The 21,364-nt window shown below is 50.6% G+C and carries 18 protein-coding genes; 10 read left to right on the forward strand and 8 right to left on the reverse strand.

Translation table 11 applies throughout. From position 1 onward, the window contains the following. Position 1: 1 nt before the first annotated feature. Genes EDD77_RS03965 through EDD77_RS04000 form a run of 8 tightly spaced genes read left to right on the forward strand, consistent with a single transcriptional unit; the run spans position 2 to position 8,946 of the window. Complete coding sequence (locus EDD77_RS03965) at positions 2 to 238, forward strand: DUF4315 family protein (RefSeq protein ID WP_058966966.1); 237 nt, start codon at positions 2 to 4, stop codon at positions 236 to 238. After that, positions 231 to 1,010 carry a DUF4366 domain-containing protein gene (locus EDD77_RS03970; RefSeq protein WP_058966967.1) on the forward strand — a complete coding sequence of 260 codons (780 nt, stop codon included), beginning with the start codon at positions 231 to 233 and terminating at the stop codon, positions 1,008 to 1,010. The genes EDD77_RS03965 and EDD77_RS03970 overlap by 8 nt, the downstream gene beginning before the upstream one ends. Then, a complete protein-coding gene (locus EDD77_RS03975) occupies positions 1,007 to 3,076 on the forward strand; it encodes a DNA topoisomerase 3 (RefSeq protein ID WP_058966968.1) in 2,070 nt (689 codons plus the stop codon). Before EDD77_RS03970 ends, EDD77_RS03975 begins: the two co-directional genes overlap by 4 nt. Then, positions 3,073 to 3,831, forward strand: coding sequence for an adenine nucleotide alpha hydrolase family protein (locus tag EDD77_RS03980; protein WP_058966969.1), 759 nt, complete (start codon positions 3,073 to 3,075; stop codon positions 3,829 to 3,831). The genes EDD77_RS03975 and EDD77_RS03980 overlap by 4 nt, the downstream gene beginning before the upstream one ends. 16 nt (positions 3,832 to 3,847) lie before the next feature. Continuing rightward, the gene (locus EDD77_RS03985; protein WP_058966970.1) at positions 3,848 to 5,737 is read left to right on the forward strand and encodes a DUF3849 domain-containing protein; all 1,890 of its coding nucleotides are present in this window, start codon (positions 3,848 to 3,850) and stop codon (positions 5,735 to 5,737) included. Positions 5,738 to 5,749: 12 nt separating this feature from the next. After that, entirely contained in the window at positions 5,750 to 6,943 is a 1,194-nt protein-coding gene (locus tag EDD77_RS03990) for a MutS N-terminal domain-containing protein (RefSeq protein ID WP_058966971.1), read from the forward strand. Position 6,944: 1 nt separating this feature from the next. After that, positions 6,945 to 7,160 (forward strand): transposon-transfer assisting family protein, encoded by a 216-nt coding sequence (locus tag EDD77_RS03995; protein ID WP_058966972.1) that lies wholly within the window; start codon positions 6,945 to 6,947, stop codon positions 7,158 to 7,160. A 13-nt stretch (positions 7,161 to 7,173) separates the two neighbouring features. Then, a complete protein-coding gene (locus tag EDD77_RS04000; protein ID WP_242622525.1) occupies positions 7,174 to 8,946 on the forward strand; it encodes an antirestriction protein ArdA in 1,773 nt (590 codons plus the stop codon). 361 nt (positions 8,947 to 9,307) lie between these two features. Here EDD77_RS04000 and EDD77_RS04010 read toward each other — a convergent pair whose 3' ends face one another. Further along, a complete protein-coding gene (locus EDD77_RS04010) occupies positions 9,308 to 9,637 on the reverse strand; it encodes a helix-turn-helix domain-containing protein (RefSeq protein ID WP_006573527.1) in 330 nt (109 codons plus the stop codon). Between the two features lie 151 nt (positions 9,638 to 9,788). Between EDD77_RS04010 and EDD77_RS04015 the strand changes: the two genes are divergently transcribed. Next, positions 9,789 to 10,364: an SLOG family protein gene (locus tag EDD77_RS04015; RefSeq protein WP_008982971.1), complete on the forward strand. Its 576-nt coding sequence runs from the start codon at positions 9,789 to 9,791 to the stop codon at positions 10,362 to 10,364. 276 nt (positions 10,365 to 10,640) lie between these two features. Here the strand turns inward: EDD77_RS04015 and EDD77_RS04020 are convergent, their stop codons facing one another. The 6 genes from EDD77_RS04020 to EDD77_RS04045 form a co-directional block, all read right to left on the reverse strand. After that, a complete protein-coding gene (locus tag EDD77_RS04020) occupies positions 10,641 to 11,252 on the reverse strand; it encodes a hypothetical protein (RefSeq protein ID WP_058966978.1) in 612 nt (203 codons plus the stop codon). A gap of 76 nt (positions 11,253 to 11,328) precedes the next feature. Then, positions 11,329 to 13,377 carry an ATP-dependent DNA helicase gene (locus EDD77_RS04025; protein WP_058966979.1) on the reverse strand — a complete coding sequence of 683 codons (2,049 nt, stop codon included), beginning with the start codon at positions 13,375 to 13,377 and terminating at the stop codon, positions 11,329 to 11,331. 29 nt (positions 13,378 to 13,406) lie between these two features. Continuing rightward, on the reverse strand, positions 13,407 to 14,798 hold the full coding sequence (locus EDD77_RS04030; RefSeq protein WP_058966981.1) for an NYN domain-containing protein: 1,392 nt from the start codon (positions 14,796 to 14,798) through the stop codon (positions 13,407 to 13,409). A 25-nt stretch (positions 14,799 to 14,823) separates the two neighbouring features. Next, positions 14,824 to 17,913, reverse strand: coding sequence for a type I restriction endonuclease subunit R (locus tag EDD77_RS04035; RefSeq protein WP_058966983.1), 3,090 nt, complete (start codon positions 17,911 to 17,913; stop codon positions 14,824 to 14,826). 16 nt (positions 17,914 to 17,929) lie between these two features. Further along, complete coding sequence (locus EDD77_RS04040) at positions 17,930 to 19,753, reverse strand: GmrSD restriction endonuclease domain-containing protein (protein WP_242622524.1); 1,824 nt, start codon at positions 19,751 to 19,753, stop codon at positions 17,930 to 17,932. A gap of 23 nt (positions 19,754 to 19,776) precedes the next feature. Next, positions 19,777 to 20,136: a hypothetical protein gene (locus EDD77_RS04045; RefSeq protein WP_058966985.1), complete on the reverse strand. Its 360-nt coding sequence runs from the start codon at positions 20,134 to 20,136 to the stop codon at positions 19,777 to 19,779. Here EDD77_RS04045 and EDD77_RS04050 point away from each other — a divergent pair. Next, a complete protein-coding gene (locus tag EDD77_RS04050; protein ID WP_058966987.1) occupies positions 20,135 to 20,827 on the forward strand; it encodes a restriction endonuclease subunit S domain-containing protein in 693 nt (230 codons plus the stop codon). The genes EDD77_RS04045 and EDD77_RS04050 overlap by 2 nt on opposite strands. On the opposite strand, the gene EDD77_RS04055 is transcribed toward EDD77_RS04050, so the two are convergent. Beyond that, complete coding sequence (locus EDD77_RS04055; protein ID WP_058966989.1) at positions 20,824 to 21,354, reverse strand: restriction endonuclease subunit S; 531 nt, start codon at positions 21,352 to 21,354, stop codon at positions 20,824 to 20,826. The two genes, EDD77_RS04050 and EDD77_RS04055, sit on opposite strands and share 4 nt — an antisense overlap. Positions 21,355 to 21,364: the final 10 nt, after the last annotated feature.

The raw sequence follows: 21,364 nt of genomic DNA on the forward strand, positions 1-21,364 counted from the left end.
CATGAATCCCAAGTATCAGAAAGTCCTCTCCGACATTGAGAAGGCTGAAAAGAAGAAGTCCGAAATCGAGGGTCAGCTTAAAGAGCTGTACGACAAGAAGACAGAGCTGGAAAACCTTGAAATCATCAATACCGTGCGCTCTATGGTGATGGGCAAGGATCAGATCATGGCGTTCCTGTCTTCCATGAAGGGCGGCACCAAGCCCGCTGAAAATACGGAGGTAATCGACAATGCGTAAGAAGTTTCGTTTTCTGACCGTCCTTGCGGTCTGCGTCATGGTTCTGTCCTGCTTCTCGGTGACGGCGTTTGCCTACGCCGATGACACCGAGCAGAACCTTCCCGTTACGGAGGCAACCCAGCCGGAACAGCCGCCCGCAGTCACTCCCGCCCCTGAAAAGCCGAAGGGTGAGCCGATTGACGATGAGGGCAACGCCTACACCCGCGACTTGCTCTATGATAAGGCAACCAACAAACAGTTCATCACTGTCCAGACGAAAAGCGGCAACACCTTCTTCATTGTCATCGACTACGATGCACCCATCAATGAGGACGAGGAACAGTATCAGACATACTTCCTCAACATGGTCGATGAAAGCGATCTGCTTGCGCTGCTGGATGATGACACTGCGGCTGCTCTGACCACCTGTAACTGCAAGGAAAAATGCGCTGCCGGTCAGGTCAACACCGACTGCCCGGTCTGCAAGACCAACATGAGCGAATGCACCGGCACAGCCCCCGTGACGCCTGAGCCGGACAAGGATGCGGAAACCGATGCTCCCGCCCCTAACCCCGAAAAGAAATCCAACATCGGCATGATCCTCGTCATCTTCGTTCTTGCCGGTGCTGCGGGTGCAGCCTATTACTACATCAAGTTTGTCAAGGGCAGAAAGCCCAAGGATGAGGATATGGACTTCTTCGACGATGAAGGCTACGAGGAAGAGCCGTACATCAACGAGGATGAAGAGCCGCAGATCGCGGAGGATGCCGAAACGGAAGGTGATGAAGATTGATCTTAGTCATTGCTGAAAAGCCCAGCGTCGCCCAGTCCATCGCAAAGGTGCTGGGCGCGACATCCCGCAAGGACGGCTACATGGAGGGCGGCAATTACATCGTTTCGTGGTGCTTCGGTCATCTGGTGGAGCTGGCAGACGCCAGCTCCTACGATGAGCGGTATGCTAAGTGGCGGTATGACGATCTGCCCATTGTTCCGGAAAGCTGGATGTTTGAGGTCACGAAGGACAAAGCACAGCAGTTCAAGGTGCTGTCCGCTCTCATGAAGGACAAGCGCGTCACCGAGCTGGTCTGCGCAACCGATGCAGGACGCGAGGGTGAGCTGATCTTCCGGCTGGTCTACGACAAAGCCGGATGCACCAAGCCCTTCAAGCGTCTGTGGATCAGCTCGTTGGAGGACTCCGCCATCCGCGAAGGCTTCAATCATCTCCGGGACGGCAAGGACTATGACCGTCTCTATGAAGCGGCACTCAGCCGCTCGAAGGCGGACTGGATTGTCGGCATCAACGGCACCCGCCTTTTCACCACGCTCTATCACAAGAAGCTGGTGGTCGGGCGCGTCCAGACGCCTACTCTTGCAATGCTGGTGGAACGTGACGGGAAAATCTCCACATTCCATAAGGAGAAGTATTTCAACGTCCACGTCGGCAAGGGCGATCTGATCGCTGATCTGGAAAAGGTCAAAACCGAAGAGGAAGCAAAAAAGATTGCGGCGGCTTGCGAGAAAAAGCAAGCCGTCGTTTCTTCTCTCAAGCGGGAGACGAAAACCGTCAATCCTCCGAAGCTCTATGATCTGACCACCTTGCAGCGCGAAGCTAACCGCTACTACGGCTTTACCGCCCAGCAGACGCTCGATCTCGTTCAGACGCTCTACGAAAAAAAGCTCCTGACCTATCCGCGCACGGACAGCCAGTTTATTACGGACGATATGGAGGACACCGCCCGTCAGGTCATTTCCATTGTCTGCCGCCAGCTTCCGCTTTTCTCCGGCGTTTCGGTCACTCCGGACATTTCCCGCGTGACCGACAACAGCAAGGTCACGGATCACCACGCTATTCTTCCGACCATCCAGCTTGAAAAGCAGGATGTTTCGGCGCTTCCTCAGTCGGAGCAGAAAATCCTCAATCTTGTCGGGATGCGCCTTCTGTGTGCGACCGGCGAGAAGCACACCTACGCAGAAACGCAGATCTCGCTCTCCTGCGAGGGCTATGCGTTCAAAGCCAAGGGCAAGACCGTCGTTCAAAACGGATGGAAAGCCGTTGAAGAGCTGTTCAAGGCATCTCTCAAGACGAAGGAAAAGGACGATCCCGTAAAGTCCCTGCCCGAAGTTCATGAAGGCGATATGCTGGATGGTGTGTCCGCCAGTGTCACCGAACACTTTACAACGCCTCCGAAGCAGTACACGGAAGACACGCTCCTGTCTGCGATGGAGACTGCCGGAAACGATCAGTTTGACGATAACACCGAGAAGAAAGGTCTTGGAACACCCGCGACACGCGCCGGTATCATTGAAAAGCTGGTAAAGTCCGGCTTTGCTGAACGCAAGGGCAAATCCCTCATTCCCACAAAGGACGGCTGCAACCTCGTCTGCGTCCTGCCGGAACAGATCACTTCTCCCAAAATGACGGCGGAATGGGAAAACACGCTCATGGAGATTGAACGCGGCAATGCGGATGCGGACGCCTTCCTCAGCGGCATTGTCCGGATGACCGGGGATCTCGTGAAAGCCTACCCGTTTCTCTCCGATGCCGAAGCCCAACGTTTCGGCACGGGTAAGGAGGAAATCGGCAAATGTCCTCGTTGTGGATCTCCGGTCTATGTCGGCAAGGGCAATTTCTACTGCTCGAACAAGGAATGCTCCTTCTGCCTGTGGGAAGACAACAAGTTCTTTTCCAGCAAGAAAAAGAAGCTGACCAAGAAGATTGCAAAGGAGCTGCTGGACAAGGGCTGGTGCCGCGTGACTGGGCTTTACACGCCGAAGAAGCCTCAGCTCTACGATGCGGTGATCCGTCTGGATGACAGCGGCGGCAAATACGTCAGCTTCAAGATGGAGTTTGACCGATGAACCGTCCGAATTATGTTGCCTCTTGCAGCGGAGGCAAAGACAGCGTGGCGACGCTCCTGCTGGCTGCACAGCACAATGAGCCGCTGGACGAGGCGGTTTTCAGTGAGGTCATGTTCGACAAAGACACAAGCGGCGAAGTCCCGGAACACCGGGACTTCATTTATGACCGGCTCAAGCCCTTCTGCGAAAAGGAGCTGGGCATCAAGTTCACCATTCTCCACGCGGACAAGACCTACGATGACGTATTTCATCACGTCATCACCCGCGGACCGCACAAGGGCGAGGTTCGCGGCTTTGCATGGGCTGGTATGTGTGCAGTCAATCGTGACTGCAAAATCCCGCCAGTCCGCAAGTACAATGCCGCGCTTTCTCCGAACACCGTGAGCTATGTCGGCATCGCAAAGGATGAACCCAAACGCCTTGCACGTCTGGACGGTGTGAAGAAGGTCAGTCTGCTTGCCAAGTACGGCATGACAGAGGCGGACGCCTACAAGCTCTGTCAGGAACATGGGCTGCTTTCCCCAATCTACACTCACTGCCGGAGAAACGGTTGCTGGTTTTGCCCCAACGCCAGTGACTCGGAGCTGCTGCACATGGTCACAAAGCACCCGGATATGTTTGACCGGCTGATTGAATGGGAGAACGAGGATAACATCTTCCATCGTCGGATGACACGCAGAGAAACCCCGTCTGCGGTAAAGGCTCGTTTATTGAGCAAATCCCAGATGGGGTTTTCTTCGCCCAAAAGCAAATAAGAAATGGAGGTTTGAGATGGCTGAAAACAAAAATGCACAGCAAGTCCGCGAAATCACGGACAAGCTGGAACAGGGCATCAAGGAGCTGTTTGAATCCGAGCGGTTCAAGGAATATCTCCGCACGATGTCCAAGTTCTACAACTATTCCTTCAACAACACGCTGCTTATTGCGATGCAGAAGCCGGAGGCAACCTATGTTGCCGGTTATACCTCGTGGCAGCGCAACTTTGACCGTCAGGTCATGAAGGGCGAAAAGGGCATCAAGATTCTTGCACCCGCGCCGTACAAGGCGCAGGAAGAGCGTGAGAAGATTGATCCTTTGACGCAGAAGCCCGTGATCGGCGCAGATGGGAAGGCTGTCACAGAAACAGTTGAGGTTCTGCGTCCTGCCTTCAAGGTGGTGAGCGTCTTTGATGTTTCCCAGACGGACGGCAAGGAGCTTCCGGACATTATCGTCGATGAGCTGAAAGGCACGGTTGAAAACTATGAGGCGTTCTTCGATGCGCTCAAGCAGGAGTCTCCCGTCCCTATTTTCTTTGAGGACATTCCGGGCGGTGCAAAGGGATTCTTCTCGCCGGTTGAAAGCCGCATTGCCATTCAGGAGGGCATGAGCGAAATCCAGACGGTCAAAACCGCCATTCACGAGATCGCTCATGCCAAGCTCCACGCCGTCAAGCCGGATGAGAAAGCCACGCCAGAAGATAAGAAGGATCGGCACACCAAGGAGGTTGAAGCGGAAAGCGTTGCCTACACCGTCTGCCAACGGTACGGCATTGAAACCTCGGACTACTCCTTCGGTTACATCGCCGGTTGGTCATCCGGCAAGGAAACCAAGGAACTGAAAAGCTCTCTGGACACTATCCGCAAGACGGCGGCTGAGATGATCGAGGGCATTGACGCCAAGCTCAAGGTGCTGCTGGCAGAGAAAGCACAGTCCGCAGAGATGGAAGTCGAAGCTCCCGTAAAGGAAGCTGTTCCGGAGGAAAAGCCGGAAGTCCCCATTTACCGCGAGACGGCGAATTATGCCTATGAAACCGGTGAGCTGGAGTCATATCGTGCTTCTCTCGCTGCAAACGTGGAATGCCGCCGTGCGATTGAGGCGGCAATCAGTTCTAACTACGGAGACAACCGGCTGGATGCGGATGCTGCCGTAAAAAGCGTCCTTGAGCAGTTCTCTCCGGAGCGCGTCCGGTATGTCCTCGCAAACACCATTCAGCAGAAAGACTTTGACGGGCGCATTCCGCAGCCCCTCAAGGAGTGGGCGAAGAGCGTTGATGTCTGCCCGGAGAACGCCTCCCGCTTCCTTGTGGATAAACCCAATCCCGGACTGACCGCACTTTTCGTAGATGCGTTCCGTCAGCAGACCGAACCCCAGAAGGAAGTCATGCCTGAAAAAACAGAGGAAAGTGACCCGGAGGTTGTTGCATGGGAGAACGATGAGATCACCTCGATTGAGGTAAAAACCGTGGAGGTCAAGTCTCCCTTTGCTCCCTTGCCGGAGGAAGCAGCGAAAGCACCGAAGGCGCACCGCCTGACCGCCGAAGAGAAAGAGATCAAAGCCGCCGTCATGGATACGCTCAAGGGGCAGATTGCCTATAACAACGACGGAATGCGGGCTTCCTATCGCGCCTCTAACCACTCCTTCAACCTGCTGGCACGGAACGGCGTCATAATTGAGGGCAACACGGTCACGCAGAACGGTGAGCCGCTGTTCAAAATCCATCGCCGTCATGCGGCACGGAAAACGCAGGGCTGTTATCGTGAACTGATGCCGACGCTGGAATACATCAAACAGGAGCAGAAGCAGGAAAAGCCCTCTATCCGCGATCAGCTCAAAGCTGCCGCAAAACAGCAGCCGGAGAAGAAATCCCCGGTCAAATCCAAAACACACGACATGGAGTTGTGAGAAAGGAGACGCATGAAGAAATACACAGACGTTGACATCATCGCGGAGCTGCAGAAGCTCGTGGACAGTCATGTAGACAGCTACAAGGAAGACTTCGACATCGACAAGCGCATCATCCGCCGCGCCGCCGAAAGCCAGAATCCCGAAGACAAGACGCTGATGTGGTTCTGCCGCCCGCACGGAACGCACTGCCTCAACGAAAATCAGGTCTTCATTCAGGGAACGCGGGATCACAACACCTTCCGTTTCTATGCGGAACAGACCTACGACGAGTGCGTTGCCCGCGTCATTGTCCCGAAAACCGTCAAGCGCGGCAAGGTGTTCGGAGATGTCTTTGAGATCAACTACCGGGAACAGGCGGCAAATGTGGCGCAGAACTCGGTTGCGCCGGATCATGACCGGCTGACCTTTGCAGACGGCTTTGTACTGGAAGCCCCCTGCCGCAGCAGCTTCGATGAGGCAATGGCTTTGGTCGGTGAGCATGGCGGTGTACAAGCCCACCGGACGCTCCCGAAGGATGCTGAGGCTCTGGTGGAAGTGCTGTCCAAGCAGAAAAGCCGCCGTGACAGACTGCCGGATGCAGAAAGGACAGAGGCGCTTTCGCCTCTGCCCGTTGCAGAACTTCGGAAGTACGAAGCGGTCAAAAAGGCGCATCCGGACGCGCTGGTTTGCTTTGCCCAGAACGGCTATTTTGAGCTGTACGGCAAGGACGCGGAAAAAGCTGCACCCTTGCTCGGCACAAAACTCCTTGAAAAGAAGGTACGCGGCAAGCCCTCCATGCCGGTAACTGGCTTCCGTGAAGCTGCATGGGTAGCCGGTTCTCACAAGCTCTGGAAGTCCGGCGTGAATGTCTTTCTCAGCAAGGACGGCGAGACCTTCAAGGAACTCAAAGCCGCAGATTACATTCCTGTCGGCGCGACGCTGAATGTGGACGGGATCAAGTGCAAAATTGACACGGTTGATTTTGCCGCTGATGAAGTCCGGCTGACCAACATCGAGGACAAGAACCGCCCCATCCGCTTTTCTGAGAGCATCCAGTATGTCCGCTCCTATGTGGAAGATGCCGGAACAGCCATCTACGACACCATCCCGAAGAAGCCCGCTGCCCGTGAATCCATCCGTGACAAACTGAAATCCGCACAGAAGGCACAGCCGCCTCACACACCGAAGCCGCAGAAATTGAAAGGAAAGGATATGGAACTCTGATATGAAAAACTTTACCGTGGAAGAAATCAACCTGATGTGTTGCTTCAACACATCCAGCCGGAAGCGGCTGATTGGCGATATGAAGAGCGTCACCCTGAACGACATGGACGGCGAGATCGCAGAGCTGATGTATAAGACCGTCCGGAAGCTCGAAGCCATGACCGACGCGGAGTTTGAGGAACTGTATATCATGCCGGACGGCATGGTGGATGACTGAAAGGAGGATGCCTATGCCCGTATTAGACGGTAATTTTGAAGCCTTCGTCACAAACCTCGGCAAGTACAACGAGGGTATGCTGGTCGGTGAGTGGGTGAAGCTGCCCACAACCGAGGAAGAGATGCAGAAGGTCTTTGAGCGCATTGGGATCGGCAAGCAGGACGAGTTCGGTCAGCCCTATGAAGAGTGGTTTATCACCGACTACGAATGCCCGATCTACGGCGTTCAGAAGATGCTTGGTGAGTACGAGAGTCTTGATAAGCTCAACTACCTCGCCGCTTTGATTGACGAGCTTTCCCTGAGCGATCAGGAAAAGCTCATTGCCATTATGGAGGCTGGCTGCGATGAGGTCAGCGACATCGACGATCTCATCAACCTGACGTTCAATCTGGACTGCTACGACATCATGCCCGGTATCAACGACGAATCCGATCTCGGCTATTATTACGCACACGAAGCTGGTATTTACTCCGAAAATGATCTCGGTCCTCTGGCAAATTACATCGACTATGAACGCTATGGGCGCGACATTGCGATGGATGAGCAGGGGCGATTCACCGATGAGGGCTATGTCCGTGTCGCAAGCGAACGCTGGGATAGGCAGTTTAACGGGGAGCTTGATGACATTCCCGACGAATACCGGATCACCGGCTCAGGGGAAGCCGCCGAGCGTGACAGCACCATTGCCGTTCTCATCGTTGAGCCGGGTAAGGAGCCTTATGTGAAGGAGATTGACTCCGGTCTGGAGTCCTTGCAGCATGAGGTCGGCGGCTGCATCGAGGCGATTTATCCCTACGAAGACCCGGTTGCCTTAGTCTGTAATGAGGAAGGCAAGCTGGAAGGTCTGCCCCTGAACCGCGCTCTGCGTGATGAGGACGGTGACATCTACGACGTTGTTGCCGGAACATTCATGGTAGTCGGCTTGACGGATGACAGCTTCGGCTCTCTGACCGTAGAGCAGATGAAGAAGTTCTCCGACCTCTTCAAAGTTCCGGAGCAGTTTGTTAAGTTGGGCGATAAGATTGTTGCGATCCCCATGATCTCGAAGGAGCAGCAGAAGCAGGAAGTTACCGAGCGGAAGGACTTTGAGATGAATGCCGATAGCTCCGGTCTGACGGTTGCCGGTCACATCGGGACGTGGCACACCATTGACCGGCACGAGGTCGGCGGTCACAGCTTTTACCTGATGGAGCATGACGCCTACGGCGATGAGGCGGCTTGCATCATTGTCGATGAGCGCGGCAAGCTCGTCCTTGATGATGTCTACAACGGCTTCGACGATGACACGCTCCGCCTTCTCGACCTTGAGGTCAAGGAAGTGCCGGAAATGCCCGATCCTGCGCTCTCCGTTCAGGATATGAAGGACTACGGCTACGCATGGGCTGGCGTCCTGCCCGCCGGTCAGGACGCGGCTGAAAAGGCGATGAAGAAGGGCTGCGAGGTTTACCGTCTCTATTCGGATAACACCGAGGGCTTGTGCGTGGATGCAAAGGAGATTGCCGACCATGCGGCAAAGGGCGGAATGCTCGGTATCAGCAAGGAAAGCTGGATGGCGGCTCTTGAGAAGGAAAACTATCTCAAGGCAGCGGAGATGTCGATGGAGGATGACTACGGCATGATTGACGGGATCATCAACAACGGTCCGAAGGAGGACAAGACCCTTGATGCCAAAGTCCCCGAAAGGGGCGAGAAGTCCTCCATCATGGACAGGCTCAAGTCTGCAAAGGCTGAAAAGCAGAAGGAATGCTGCCCTCCCAAAAAGCACAAAGGAGAGATTGAGTTGTGAGCAGAAGTCAGAAATGGAGGCAGGAGTGGTCGTTCTTCATAGGAGATAGCGGACGCCGGAAGTATAACCGCTTCTGCGTCCGCTGCGTCCATAGCTGCAAGCAGAGCTTCCGTGCGGATCTCATCGCCTGTCCGCACTTCTCCCGCAAGGCATCGCGGTGTAGACAGTTAGGGGTCGAAAAAGCCTGTGATTGCAAGCCTCAGAGCGACGAGGAATGACCGCCCAGTGTGATTATATTCCCCGCACAGTTCCAGCAATAGAGCGAGAATAAGGGTCGATTTCGGCACTTGTTTGAATGCCCGGAAAACAAACCAAGAGCCTCTGTCGATGCCCGTTTTGGGTGTCGGCAGAGGCTCTTTTTTTATGACATATTCAAAATAGCGGACAGCAGCTCTTGAACCTGTTGCCGGTATTCCGGCTTTATATCCGAAATACGTCTGGCAAGCGCAAGGGCTTCCGCTTCTGGCTCATCGGTCCCAAAGATAATTCGGTCCGCGCTGACGCCCAGCAAACGGCAAAGACGCTGCAAGGCTTCAAGAGAAATACCGGAAGCACCACGCTCAATAGCGCTCAGGTGATTCGGCGTCATGCCAAGCATTTCTGAGAGCGTGTCCTGCGTATAGCCCGCCTGTTCTCTTGCCACTTGAATATTGCCGCCGATTTCAATATTGATGTCCTTCTTCTCTCGCATAGCCTCACCACCTTTGCATTTAGTGTACCTAACGGCGGTGTCATTATCCACGGTACGCCGTCGTTGATTTTACTAACGACAATGCGTTGACTGTCCGTGATGAGGGTGATAGAATGGAGTTACCTACCAAAAGAGTGAAAGAAGGGGTGTCATGTCGCGCATTATTGAGTTTAGAAAGTCTGCTCAAAAAGCTGAAAAGCAATCCGTTCAAGGCAAGACTTGTGCGTTTACCGGTCATAGACCGCAGAGTCTTCCGTTCGGCTTTGATGAATCCGATAAGCGTTGTACTTCTTTGAAATCTGTTATGCGGGATCAGATTGTAGCACTCATCGAGAACGAGGGCGTCACGCATTTTATTACCGGCATGGCTCTTGGCGTCGATATGTACGCTGCGGAAATTGTACTCGATTTGAAATCAAAATACCCTCACATTACTCTGGAAAGTGCAATCCCTTGTGAGACACAAGCGATCAAATGGTCTGTGGCTTCACGGGAACGGTATTATAATATCGCGGCAAAGTGTGACAAGGAGACCATGCTGCAACGGGAGTACACGTCGGACTGCATGGACAAGAGAAATCGGTACATGGTCGATCACGCCGATTATATTCTCGCAGTATGGAATGGATGCCCCAGCGGTACCGGGAACACCGTGAGATATGCCCACAAAAAGGGCAAATCTATCATCGTTATCAATCCGGTTTCCCTTGATGTCACGCGGGAATAAGGCAAAAAACCCACTCCTGAATCAAGCGTTGCGAAAACCGTGAAGTATTTCCCGATAGCGAATACACATTGCATTACTCAGTGATTATTGGAAACGTGTACGGCGTATGCTGCCCAGTGAACATCTCCACGGAACACATCGAATTTTCACGGCTTCGTAAAACGGAAAGTGTCACCTTATGAACAGTCCTTTGCCGAGAGAAAAATAAATCGCTGGAAACGGGAACGCCCCCGGCACTGTGCGTCTGGCACAGTGCCGGGGGCGTTTTTCCGTGTCTTAGTTATGAGCCAGTTCATTTAGGAGCAACTTTCGATAGCCCACATCCAAGACGCAGCGATGGAAGTCCATCAGACGGTGTTCGTCGAACAGCTTTTCACAGAGCTTGGTCAGCGGATGATTCATCAGCTTTGCAGAAATGCCAGTCTCGTTGAAAAACCTTGCCCATGTGAAGACCTCTTCTAAATCCTCCTGCCCAAGCGTGGCAGGAATGATGGCGTTGCAGAGACGGACAATGGGGCTGTCCGCAAATCGCTCTGCGACTTCCTCCGGTGTGCATTCATAGCGGTCACAGTCAAAGGAAAGCGCATCCTCAATTTTAAGATAATTTTCGGTTTCATCCCGCGTCAAGGTTATGGTGTAGTCTCCCATACCGGACGGCACATCAATATTCTCCATGACATCAAGCTCGTAACGGGAGCCGCCGATGATCGCCTCAAAGGAGAAGGACTGACAGATTACTGCTGGGTTCTTGTCTATCTTGTCCTCATTCAGAAAGGACAGCGGATTGTACTCTGTTAGTTCCCAGTCGATTTTTCCTCTCTCTGTTTGTTCGGCGATCTGCTGGATCAGATGTTGTTCTTCTTCGTGCAGATTTTCATTGTACACCATGATACACCTCCGTTTTCTGATTGTCGTTTTTTTGGGGGGCTGCTCTATGTTTCCGAAGAGACTGCCGTTTGTATCATCATTCCTTGGCTGATGGCAGCCCTTCGTAAAACTTCCTCAGTTCCTCCAAACTGCTTGTCCGATTTTTGATAGGCAGGGAGTCCCATGTAATGTCATGATAGCGTTCAGTCGGCTCATCCCGCAGTCTTCGGTCGATGATGCAGACAATGCCGGTGTCTGTGAAATTACGGATCAATCGCCCGATGCCCTGCTTGAGCTTGATAATCATTTCGGGAACACGAACATCCATCAGGGCATCCTTAGCAACGGAACACTTATACTCGATAATTGGATCGGGGACAGGAAACGGAAGCCGGAAAATGATGACATTGGAAAGGCTTTTTCCTTCAATGCTGATACCTTCCCAATATGCACCCGTCCCCAGAAGCACGGAGTTCGTATCTTCCTTAAACTCATTCAGCACCTTGTCCTGCGACGATCCCGGCTGCTGCATCAAGATTTTGTACGGAAGATTTTTCTCACTGAGAATGGAGTAGACCTCTTCCATGTCGGTCTTTGCCGTAAACAGCACGAGTGCCTTTCCGTTGGAAATGCTCAGGATCTCAAGCAGTCGCTCCACACCCTTTTCAATGAAGGCTTCATGTTCTCTGGTCGGGTGCGGGAGATCGTCGCAATAGTAGATCATGGCGTGTTCATCGTATGGATATGGGGAAGGCTTTGGCTCGGATAAGCAGCCGCGGTCACCAGCGGGAAAGCCGGTATTGCTGATAAAGTAAGAATACTGTTCTTCCAGAGACCCGCTCGTGGCGTTCGTCAGCGTGGCAGAGGTCAAGATGGTTCTTTCATCACCATTGAAGTATAGGCGGCTCACAATTTCTTTTGTGTTTTTAGGGCAATAGACGAGTTCCGTGTTGCTGCCGTGCTGCTCAATCCAGATCAGCATATCGTCTATCTGGTCAAGAAGCTCTGAAAGGGACTCGCTGACGGCATCCAGATCATCAGAGGCAGCAAAGGAACGGTTGTTTCTGAAATCCATGCTGGAATAAATCTGAATGCTGGACGAAAGGTTGTGTATGGCGGCGTTCATCTCGGTAAGCAGTTCAATCGCACTGCCATTGTTGTCGAAGAAAAAGCGGTCAGCGTAGCGCATATCCTGTTCTGCCTCGTTGATCTGCTTTTGGACTTGTGCTTTCAGGCAGTTATAGAAGGCGATGATTGCGCTATCTGCCTCTCGCTTTTCACCTGACACACTGCTCTGGTCAAAGGATCGCAGCTCATAGAATGCGTTCTTAATCATTCCAAAGAGCATACCTTCCCCGAAACGCTCCGTTGTGGCACTCCGCACCTTATCATCCAAGTTGTGTGCTTCATCCACGACAAGCAGATCAGCGGCGGCGTTAATCAGCCCGTCCTGACCGCGCCGGAGTTTCATGAGATGCTGGGTTAGAAAATCCTGATTGCACAGTACCACTCCATCCGTAAACTTCAATGCTGCGCGGACTTTGTAATACTTGCACTTCTTTTCACAGGAGCCGCAATTCTTCATGCTGAACCGCTGCACGTTTATCTTGTCCCAGACGCCTTGCGGCAAAACCTCCGGAAAATCCTTGCGTTCCTCATACCCTTGCTTGATTCCGTCTTTAAGCGCGTCCGGTGGGTCTGCTTTCGGGTCACACATATATTCGTCTGCGCGTTTGTTGCAGAGATAATGGGTCTGTCCTTTAGCGAGGATGACATCTCTGTTCAGCCCAAGAAGGGGCATTACCGTGTGGACATCGCGCCAGAGCTGTTCTTGAAGTGCAATGGTCGAGGTTGCGATGATAACCGGCTTGTTCATGCGTTTGCTGTACAGCAGCACCGGCACAAGATAACCGAAGGACTTGCCAATGCCCACGCCAGCTTCAATCGCAAAGTGCTGATCGTTTATGAGGGCGTCCACAATCTCAAAGGACATATCCTGCTGCCCCTCACGCATTTCCAATCCATGCTGCGGGGCTTCATCCCAAAAGAAGGTGCTGACTTGCTCACTCATGGAGTACAGCTCTGCTTTTCTGCGCTTTTTCCGTTCCTCCGATGTATTGAATCCAAAATAGAATCTGTTGTCCATCCACATTCCTCCCGGAATAGAAACCAAGGCTATCCGCGTTTCAGTTCAATGCTGACGTTTCCGTTCTCGTCGATGGTCAGCGTCATGTGCCTGATGTGCTTCTCATAGAACTGCCGCCGCTCTGCGGGAGACATTTCGATCCTCGTGTTTCGCAGAGCTGCATCAAACATATCGTTGACATTCAGGTGAACGGAGTTGTCAATCCAGCGGTACATCTCCTTGAACAGTGCGTTTTTCTTGATGTCCTCGCTGTTGCCGGAGTAGAAGTCATCCAGATAGCAGTAGAATATCCCGGATTCTGCAAGTGCCGCCTTCATATCCGGTCCACATTTTTCCCGCTCAATCATGACAAGAAATCTGGCGTCCGGTAAGGAAGAGATCAGCCCCCAGTAGTCGGAATCGCTTGAGACAATGACGAAGGAATCCACTTGCTTCTGGTAGTGTTCCTGACAGGCTCTTGCGGTGAGCTTGATGTCTACCAGTGATTTGTTCTGCTTAATCCGCTCAATCATGATATGTTCAACGGGGATGCGGGTGTAGTTTTCAAGAATCCGCCATGCCGTAGCGGTATGTACGTCGTCAAAGAGAATGATCGCCGTAATCTTCTGCATGACCTCATAATCAAGGATTTTGAGCGTGGCGCACAGCTTGTACGGGTCGGAGTTTTCGCAGTCCACTACCAATACGGTCTTCTCACTGTCATCTATGAAGTCGTAGATATTGTTTTTTACAAAAGCCCCTGCATCGGAGACTTTACTGTATTCCGTGAAGGCGTCGCAATGCCATTGATAAAGCAGGGTGGCAAACTTCTTGTCATTATAGAGGACATTACCCTCGTCCATCGGTACCCAGTTGATATACATTTGATAGGGGTAGTAGGAGAGACTTGCGTAATAGATGTCCGCAGCATCTTTCGTTCCGTCCTCTGTCAAACCGTTTGGCATGATGAACAGTTCTTTTATGTACGCCCAGTTAATCCAGATTGGAAAGAGGCTTTTACAGTTGTTAATGCGGTCTGAAATCAGCCGGTTGATCTCGATAATGTGGTGGCAGAGCTTTGTACTCGACTTTTTAATAAAGCTGATTCCGTCATTTGAAAGCTGCTGCATACTGGACATTGGAAGGATCTCAGGCATCGAAAGAAGCCCACGGTATTCCATCCGCATGATGTCATTTATTTTCCGGTAATTGCGCTCAATGGCGGTGCGGATAATACATAGATTACGAATGATGCGGGCATTTTTATCCTGCTCAAGCCGGTTGTATATCTCTATCTTCGGCGGCTCGTGTTCATTTTGAAAAATACGGAGTGGGACGCCGATCAGATATGCTACCTTTGACACAAGCTCATAGGTGCTGTCTTTATAAGCAATCTGCTCTCCGGCATATTCGACGCCATTCAACATGACTGAATTGCCCATGATCTACTCCTTTCTCGTAGGGGAGTTACGCGGTCATTACATTGTCCGTCCACATCTCACACTGGCTCATGACAGTCTGGACAGCATCATCCATACCCTCTGGCGGATATTTGTGTTTTTTCAGCAACCTTTTGACCAAGCGGCGCATTCCAGCTCTTGCGCTCTCTTTCTTTTGCCAGTCTATTGTCTGGTTTTTGCGAAGCAAATCTGTCAGTTCTTTCGTGATAGCAATAAGCTCGTCATGCTCGTAAAAGTCCTTGATTGCTTGCGGCTTCGTGAGAGCATCATAGAAAGCAAGTTCGTCCGCTGTCAATCCGAGTTTTTCACCCTCGGCGGCAGCAGCGGCAATGTCTTTCGCCAGCTTGAGTAATTCTTGAATGACTTCCTCGTTGGTCAGCATTCCGTTCAAATAGCGGTTCATTGCGCTCTGAATGATTTCGGAGAACTTCTCGGATTTGACAATGTTTGTACGACGATAAACAGATACTTGTTCAGCAATCAGCTTTTTCAGAAGTTCGACTGCCAGATTCTTCTCCTTCATGTTTGCCACTTCTTCAAGGAACTTCGGATCGAACAACGAAAACTCAGTCTGGACATCGGAGAAGAGGTTGATAACACCTTCGCTCTTGATGCTGTGCTTCAAAAGCTCGTTAATGCGCTCATTTACTTCCGGAAGCGTAAACTTCTTTCCGGTACCGCCTGAAACCAAGCGCACGGTCATTGTTCTTACGGACTCGAAGAAAGCCGCCTCCATGCGAGTTTGCTCGTCTACCAAGCTGCTGCACAGCGAAAGTGCCTGCTTGAGAAGCAGAGCTTCTTTGATAAACACATTCTGTGTCTTCTCATTGTCGGGAAGATCGTACTCTGCAACACTCTTGCCGAGCATGAAGTTCACGCCGCCGCTGATAAGCTTTGCACGGTCGAGGTCGCTTCCGGTCATGAATTTCTCATAACTGAATCCGTGGAACAAATCTCTGCAAATAGAGAGCTTTTCAAGGAACTTCGGATATGCAGCCTTGCTTACATCTGTATCACCATAGTTCTTCTTGTCTCTGGCAGTATAGTCGTTCATTGCCTGTTTCAGTGCAGCCGCAATACCGACGTAATCGACAACCAAACCGCCTTCTTTATCTTTGAAGACACGATTGACGCGGGCGATAGCTTGCATCAGGTTGTGTCCAGCCATCGGCTTATAGACATACATCGTAGCAAGGGAGGGAACATCAAAGCCGGTCAGCCACATATCCACGACGATGGCGATTTTCAGCGGAGAGTTGTTGTCTTTGAATTTCCGCGCCATATCGTCCTTATGAGCTTTGTTGCCGATAATCTCACGCCATTCTTCGGGATCGTTATTGCCTTGCGTCATGACCACTGCAATCTTTTCCGTCCACGCTGGGCGTAGCTCAAGAATGCGCTTATAAATCTTCATTGCTATGGGACGCGAATAAGCAACGATCATCGCCTTGCCGGTCAGGATATTCTCACGGTAATTCTCGTAATGATCAAGAATGTCATTTACCAAGGAATTGATCGTCTGGTCGGCACCGAGGATTGCTTCCATCTGACCAAGTTCCTTTTTGCTCTTTTCAATGACATACGGATCGGCGTTGTCAGCCATAATGTCATACTCATTATCGATCAGATGGAGGGTGTTCTCGTCGAGTTTCAGGTGAATAACGCGGCTTTCGTAGTAGACGGGTCTGGTCGCGCCATCTTCAACTGCCTGAGTCATATCATAGATGTCGATGTAATCACCGAAGACCTCTCGTGTACTGCGGTCTTTTGTGGAGATCGGTGTTCCGGTGAATCCAATGTAGGTCGCATTAGGAAGCGTGTCTCTTATAATGCGGGCAGTGCCGATAACGGTTTTCGCCTCGACTTCGCCGTTGTCCTTCTGCTTGACCACAACCTTCTCATTGAGACCATATTGCCCACGATGCGCTTCATCAGCCATCACGATAATGTTCCGGCGTTCCGAAAGAGCTTCGTTGCTTTCCTCAAACTTCTGCATGGTCGTGAAGATTATGCCGTTTGCCTGCCTGTTTGCAAGAAGCTCTTTCAGATTTTTACGGCTTTCGGCGTGTTGCGGCGTTTGACGGAGAAAGTCTTTGCAGCGGGCGAATTGCCCGTAAAGCTGGTCATCCAGATCGTTGCGGTCGGTAATGACAACGATAGTGGGGCTTTCTAACGCATCTTGCAGATAATGAGCATAGAAGACCATAGACAACGATTTTCCGCTGCCCTGTGTATGCCAGAAGACGCCGCCCTTACCGTCCGTCACGGTTGCGTGTTTTGTAGACTCAATCGCCTTTTTGACTGCAAAATACTGATGATACCCGGCGAGTATCTTGAAAGTATTCTGTCCATCCACATTAAAGCAGATAAAGTTCTTCACGATGTCAAGGAAGCGGGTCTTCTCAAACAGACCTACAAAGAATGTGTCAAATGATGCGTGTTGCGTATTCTCGTAGCTGCCGTCAGTTGTTTTCCATTCCATAAAGCGGTCTTCGCCGGAAGTGATTGTGCCAGCCTTTGAAGTGGTCAAATCGCTCATGACACATACCGCATTATAAATGAACATAGAGGGGATCTCATACATATAGTTCCGGAGCTGACGGTATGCTGCGGAAGCGTCGGTTTCTTCGCGGGACGGAGACTTCAACTCCACAATGACGAGCGGGAGACCATTGACAAAGAGGATCACATCCGGTCTTTTTTCGGAGTTTTCAATGAAAGTCCACTGGTTCGCAACCGTGAACTCGTTATTGGCAGGATTTTTGAAGTCTACAAGGTAGACAAGAGTAGAGCGTTCTTCGCCCTTGTCATAGTATTTTACCGAGACTCCGTTTTGGAGGTAGTCCATAAAGACCATGTTCTTCTGCAAGAGCGTTCCGGTTTCAAAGTTTTTGAGCTTGTAGATCGCCTCCGTCAGAGCATCCATAGGCAGGTTCTTGTTGATCCGCTGCAAGGAAGGTAGCAGAACATCCTCATAAAGCGGCGAGTGATAATCGCGCTCCACGTCCGGTCCATAGATATAGTTATAGCCCAGTTCTTCATTGAGAAGCTGCAAGACAGCGTTCTCGTAATTTGATTCTGTAAAATATCCTGCCATAGTTTGTCACTCCCTTTTACGCCAGACTCGCCCCGAACTGATCCAGCGTGTTTTCTGCATCTCTGTCGGTGACAGGCTTATTCATTGCCTTCTCAATCAAGCTGAGAAGGTTCTTCGCTCTGTCAATGAAATAGCCATTAAAGTCATTTGCCTTCAATTTTGCGTAGTCAACAAAGTGCGATTCTACCCGTGCTTGCAGTTCATCCTCGGTCAGTCCATCAACCTTCTTTAGAATTGCCCCCAGATACTCACTCGGCGCATTTCCTCCAATCGAGCGGTTAGTTGCTGGAAGAATCGGCGTCTTGTTAATAATAGAATTATATCGTTCGCGCTTGATACCCATTTTCTCGCAATATGCCTCTGGGAAGATATGGTGAATGTCCGGAGACTCAAGCATACTGTTCACAATGTCAATCGTCGTGTTGTTCATAAAATCACGGCATTTCTCTTTGTAGAGAAGAGCCATAATTCCCTTATATGCCGCACTCAAACGGGTTTGAAGGGTCAGCAGCCGCGTAGAAGAAAAGACTGCGCTGTTGATCGTGTGCATCGCATTTGGACGTCCGTTAACCTCTTCAACCATGTCCTCAATGTCGTAGGCATACCGGGTTTCATTAGCCCCACCGTACATCTCACCCAGAATCCCGCACCAATACCACCGAGAGAGCGTTTTAATTGTGTTTGGTTCATTGCATTTGGATTTTCCGAGAACAGCACAGATTGCCGCAAGTGGAATCAACTGCGTTGTATAGGGCAAATCTCTTTGACGGAAAACGCACTGATCCCGAAGAAGAAACTCCTTTGCTATTTTGAACCCAGACAGCACTACATCCCGGTTCGCTATGTACGATTCATAAGGAAGTCCCAGAACATCCTTCTTTTTGCAGGAGATTGTGTTTGTCTTTCCAGATTGCTTGTTCAAATAGCTTGTATAGAGGCATACAGTTGTCAGGAATGTAGTCTCATCAATCCCATCGAACAGGTCTGTTCTCAGTGTGTCACCGAAGCCACAAATGGCATTTCGACACTGCACCCAGTCTTTTCTCAGGTCAAAGTCTCTTGTGGCATAAGTTGCGGTAACAAGCTCAAACACCGTGAGAGGAACACCGCCGGTATTGACGTTCTCAAACACCTTGCATACCGCCTCTCGCGGCGTGGACTTGTCCAGCGTAATCACGGGCAGCTTATACCCGGAAATTGTATTCAGCACATCCGCCTGAAAACGCTTGAACTCGTCCATTGCTTCCGGCTTCATTCCATAGTGCGTCATGTAGCCCATGAACCAGTCCATAACGGCGTTGCTATCGAACACAATATTGACCGGAAACAGCTTGTTCTCGTATTCATACTCTCTGGTGGAGAGATCGAGCTTCACATCACGGTCAAAGTTTTCTTTGATCTTACGGTCTTCCGGAATAGACAAGACTGCATCAAAACGATCCTCATCATCGTCGAGGCACTTCTCCATTGAGAGATAGTAATAACGCTTAATAGCCTTGCCTTTTTCTGTTTTGGTCGAGACCGGCTCTTTAGAGGATGTTGCCTGATAGATGGAAGTAAGTCGCTGCTGTCCATCAAGAATCAAATGCTCCGGCTTTACTGAGACGCCTTTTACGCCCGTAATTGTACGGTATTTGAATTGAATGTCCGGATTACCGTATTGTAGCCGCATAATGGCACCCATAGGGTAGCCTTGCGACAAACTGGCGATAATTCCTCTAATTCGGTTATCATCCCAAGTCCAGTCGCGCTGAAACTCCGGCAACTGCATTGAGCCGGACTTAACCTCCGCTAAAAGCTGACTTAGGTTTGTATCAAGAGATTGTGGTGAAATAATCACGTCTGTGCCTCCTTCATTGAGTTTTACTGATCGGACGAGCCCAGTCTGCTTTCCAAATCTGAAATATCGCTGCGGATGGAAGAGATGTCCGACTCAATATCGTCAACCCGCTCGGATAAAGAAGCCTGCTGACTTTGAATGTACTCCATTTGTGAGTATAGACCTCGCACTGCCAGAATCAATTCTACCATCAGCCCCTTATCATCGAGGGAGAGAAGACGGTCTTTTTCGGCCTGTATCTTTTCCGCCTCCTGTTGAAGCCGCTCTTTCTCACGAACTGCTTCTGCTGCGGCTTTCTCAAGACGAACCCGTTCCTTTTCAAGACGCTTTTTCTGGCGCTCGTCTTTGCTTTTTTTCAAGCTCTCCTGAACTCTATCAAACATGGTACAACCTCCAAATCAGGTAAACGATAATTTAGAGCAGCAAGCGCAAGCAATATATCATGAGCGTTTTGAGACTGTTTCGCCTAATGATTTGCCTTCCGACTGGCGTATTGTAACTCTTGGAGAGGTTGCGACGATCTCAAATAAGAGTTTCAACCCACTGAAAGAGCCTGAGATACTGCTTGAGCATTATAGCATTCCAGCTTTTGATGAGGCGAGGTTTCCGGTCTTTGAGCTATCCACATCCATCAAGAGCAATAAATTCATCATTGATGCCTCGTGCTTCATGATCTCAAAACTCAACCCAACAACGAAGCGTGTTTGGAAGCCGTATTGTCTGACCGGGAATGCAGTATGCTCTACGGAGTTCATCGTCTATAAAGCAAAGGATCAATCTATTACGGATTTCCTGTACTCAGTCATAGACAGCGGCTCCTTTTCCGACTTTATGTGTAGTCATGTTACTGGCTCAACGGGCAGTAGACAAAGAACAACACCGTCGGACACGCTCTCTTATGAGTTAATTCTTCCTTCGGAGGACGAGCTGGCAGAGTTTCAGTCTCTCGTTTCACCGATGTACGCTCAAATGCGGATTAACGCCATTGAAAACGACAAGCTCAAACGACTTCGGGATAGTCTTTTACCCAAGCTGATGTCCGGCGAGATTGATGTCTCTTCTGTTCATCTCTAAGCCGCTAAATTATCGTTTATCTCTTCGTTTAATGCTATTTTCCTATCAAGCATCCTTAGCGTAGAACCTATCTTCTTCTGTGTTTCCAGCTCTGGAAGGTCGAGTTCAATATCCTCTATGTCAGATGGTTTGATGGAAGGATAGGTTGATGTACTTTGCTCTGCTATTGCTTGAAGAGACTCAATGACCGAAGACTGCGTGAGATAATAATAAATAAAATAAGGATCCGCAATAGTGGTATCAACAGTCACAACGGTGAATCCTGTGGATACGAGAAGATTCTCGGTTCCTGCTTCAATAATTCCATAATGCTTCTGATTTGGACGAACAGTAGAGAAAAGGATGTCTCCAACAGAAGCCTTCCGTCTCGCCCTGCTGGGGATTTTGTCCACGCCGGGATATAAGGTCTGGATTTCATCTATCCTTCCTTCGGTAATGCTACCTGTGTCCAGATAACGAATCAAAGACCATTTTTCTTTATCTGAGTAAGTATGAAGATTAGTTTTACAACAATCACCAAGTCTCATCTTTTTACTC

This window comes from Allofournierella massiliensis (assembly GCF_004345265.1).
GTDB lineage: Bacteria > Bacillota > Clostridia > Oscillospirales > Ruminococcaceae > Allofournierella > Allofournierella massiliensis.

Coding starts and splice junctions, on each gene's coding strand:
- EDD77_RS04030 (WP_058966981.1), bottom strand. CDS start 14,798: ATGGGCAATTCAGTCATGTTGAATGGCGTCGAATATGCCGGAGAGCAG.
- EDD77_RS03965 (WP_058966966.1), top strand. CDS start 2: ATGAATCCCAAGTATCAGAAAGTCCTCTCCGACATTGAGAAGGCTGAA.
- EDD77_RS04025 (WP_058966979.1), bottom strand. CDS start 13,377: ATGGACAACAGATTCTATTTTGGATTCAATACATCGGAGGAACGGAAA.
- EDD77_RS04000 (WP_242622525.1), top strand. CDS start 7,174: ATGCCCGTATTAGACGGTAATTTTGAAGCCTTCGTCACAAACCTCGGC.
- EDD77_RS04015 (WP_008982971.1), top strand. CDS start 9,789: ATGTCGCGCATTATTGAGTTTAGAAAGTCTGCTCAAAAAGCTGAAAAG.
- EDD77_RS04010 (WP_006573527.1), bottom strand. CDS start 9,637: ATGCGAGAGAAGAAGGACATCAATATTGAAATCGGCGGCAATATTCAA.
- EDD77_RS04035 (WP_058966983.1), bottom strand. CDS start 17,913: ATGGCAGGATATTTTACAGAATCAAATTACGAGAACGCTGTCTTGCAG.
- EDD77_RS03985 (WP_058966970.1), top strand. CDS start 3,848: ATGGCTGAAAACAAAAATGCACAGCAAGTCCGCGAAATCACGGACAAG.
- EDD77_RS04055 (WP_058966989.1), bottom strand. CDS start 21,354: ATGAGACTTGGTGATTGTTGTAAAACTAATCTTCATACTTACTCAGAT.
- EDD77_RS04050 (WP_058966987.1), top strand. CDS start 20,135: ATGGTACAACCTCCAAATCAGGTAAACGATAATTTAGAGCAGCAAGCG.
- EDD77_RS04045 (WP_058966985.1), bottom strand. CDS start 20,136: ATGTTTGATAGAGTTCAGGAGAGCTTGAAAAAAAGCAAAGACGAGCGC.
- EDD77_RS03970 (WP_058966967.1), top strand. CDS start 231: ATGCGTAAGAAGTTTCGTTTTCTGACCGTCCTTGCGGTCTGCGTCATG.
- EDD77_RS03980 (WP_058966969.1), top strand. CDS start 3,073: ATGAACCGTCCGAATTATGTTGCCTCTTGCAGCGGAGGCAAAGACAGC.
- EDD77_RS03995 (WP_058966972.1), top strand. CDS start 6,945: ATGAAAAACTTTACCGTGGAAGAAATCAACCTGATGTGTTGCTTCAAC.
- EDD77_RS04020 (WP_058966978.1), bottom strand. CDS start 11,252: ATGGTGTACAATGAAAATCTGCACGAAGAAGAACAACATCTGATCCAG.
- EDD77_RS03990 (WP_058966971.1), top strand. CDS start 5,750: ATGAAGAAATACACAGACGTTGACATCATCGCGGAGCTGCAGAAGCTC.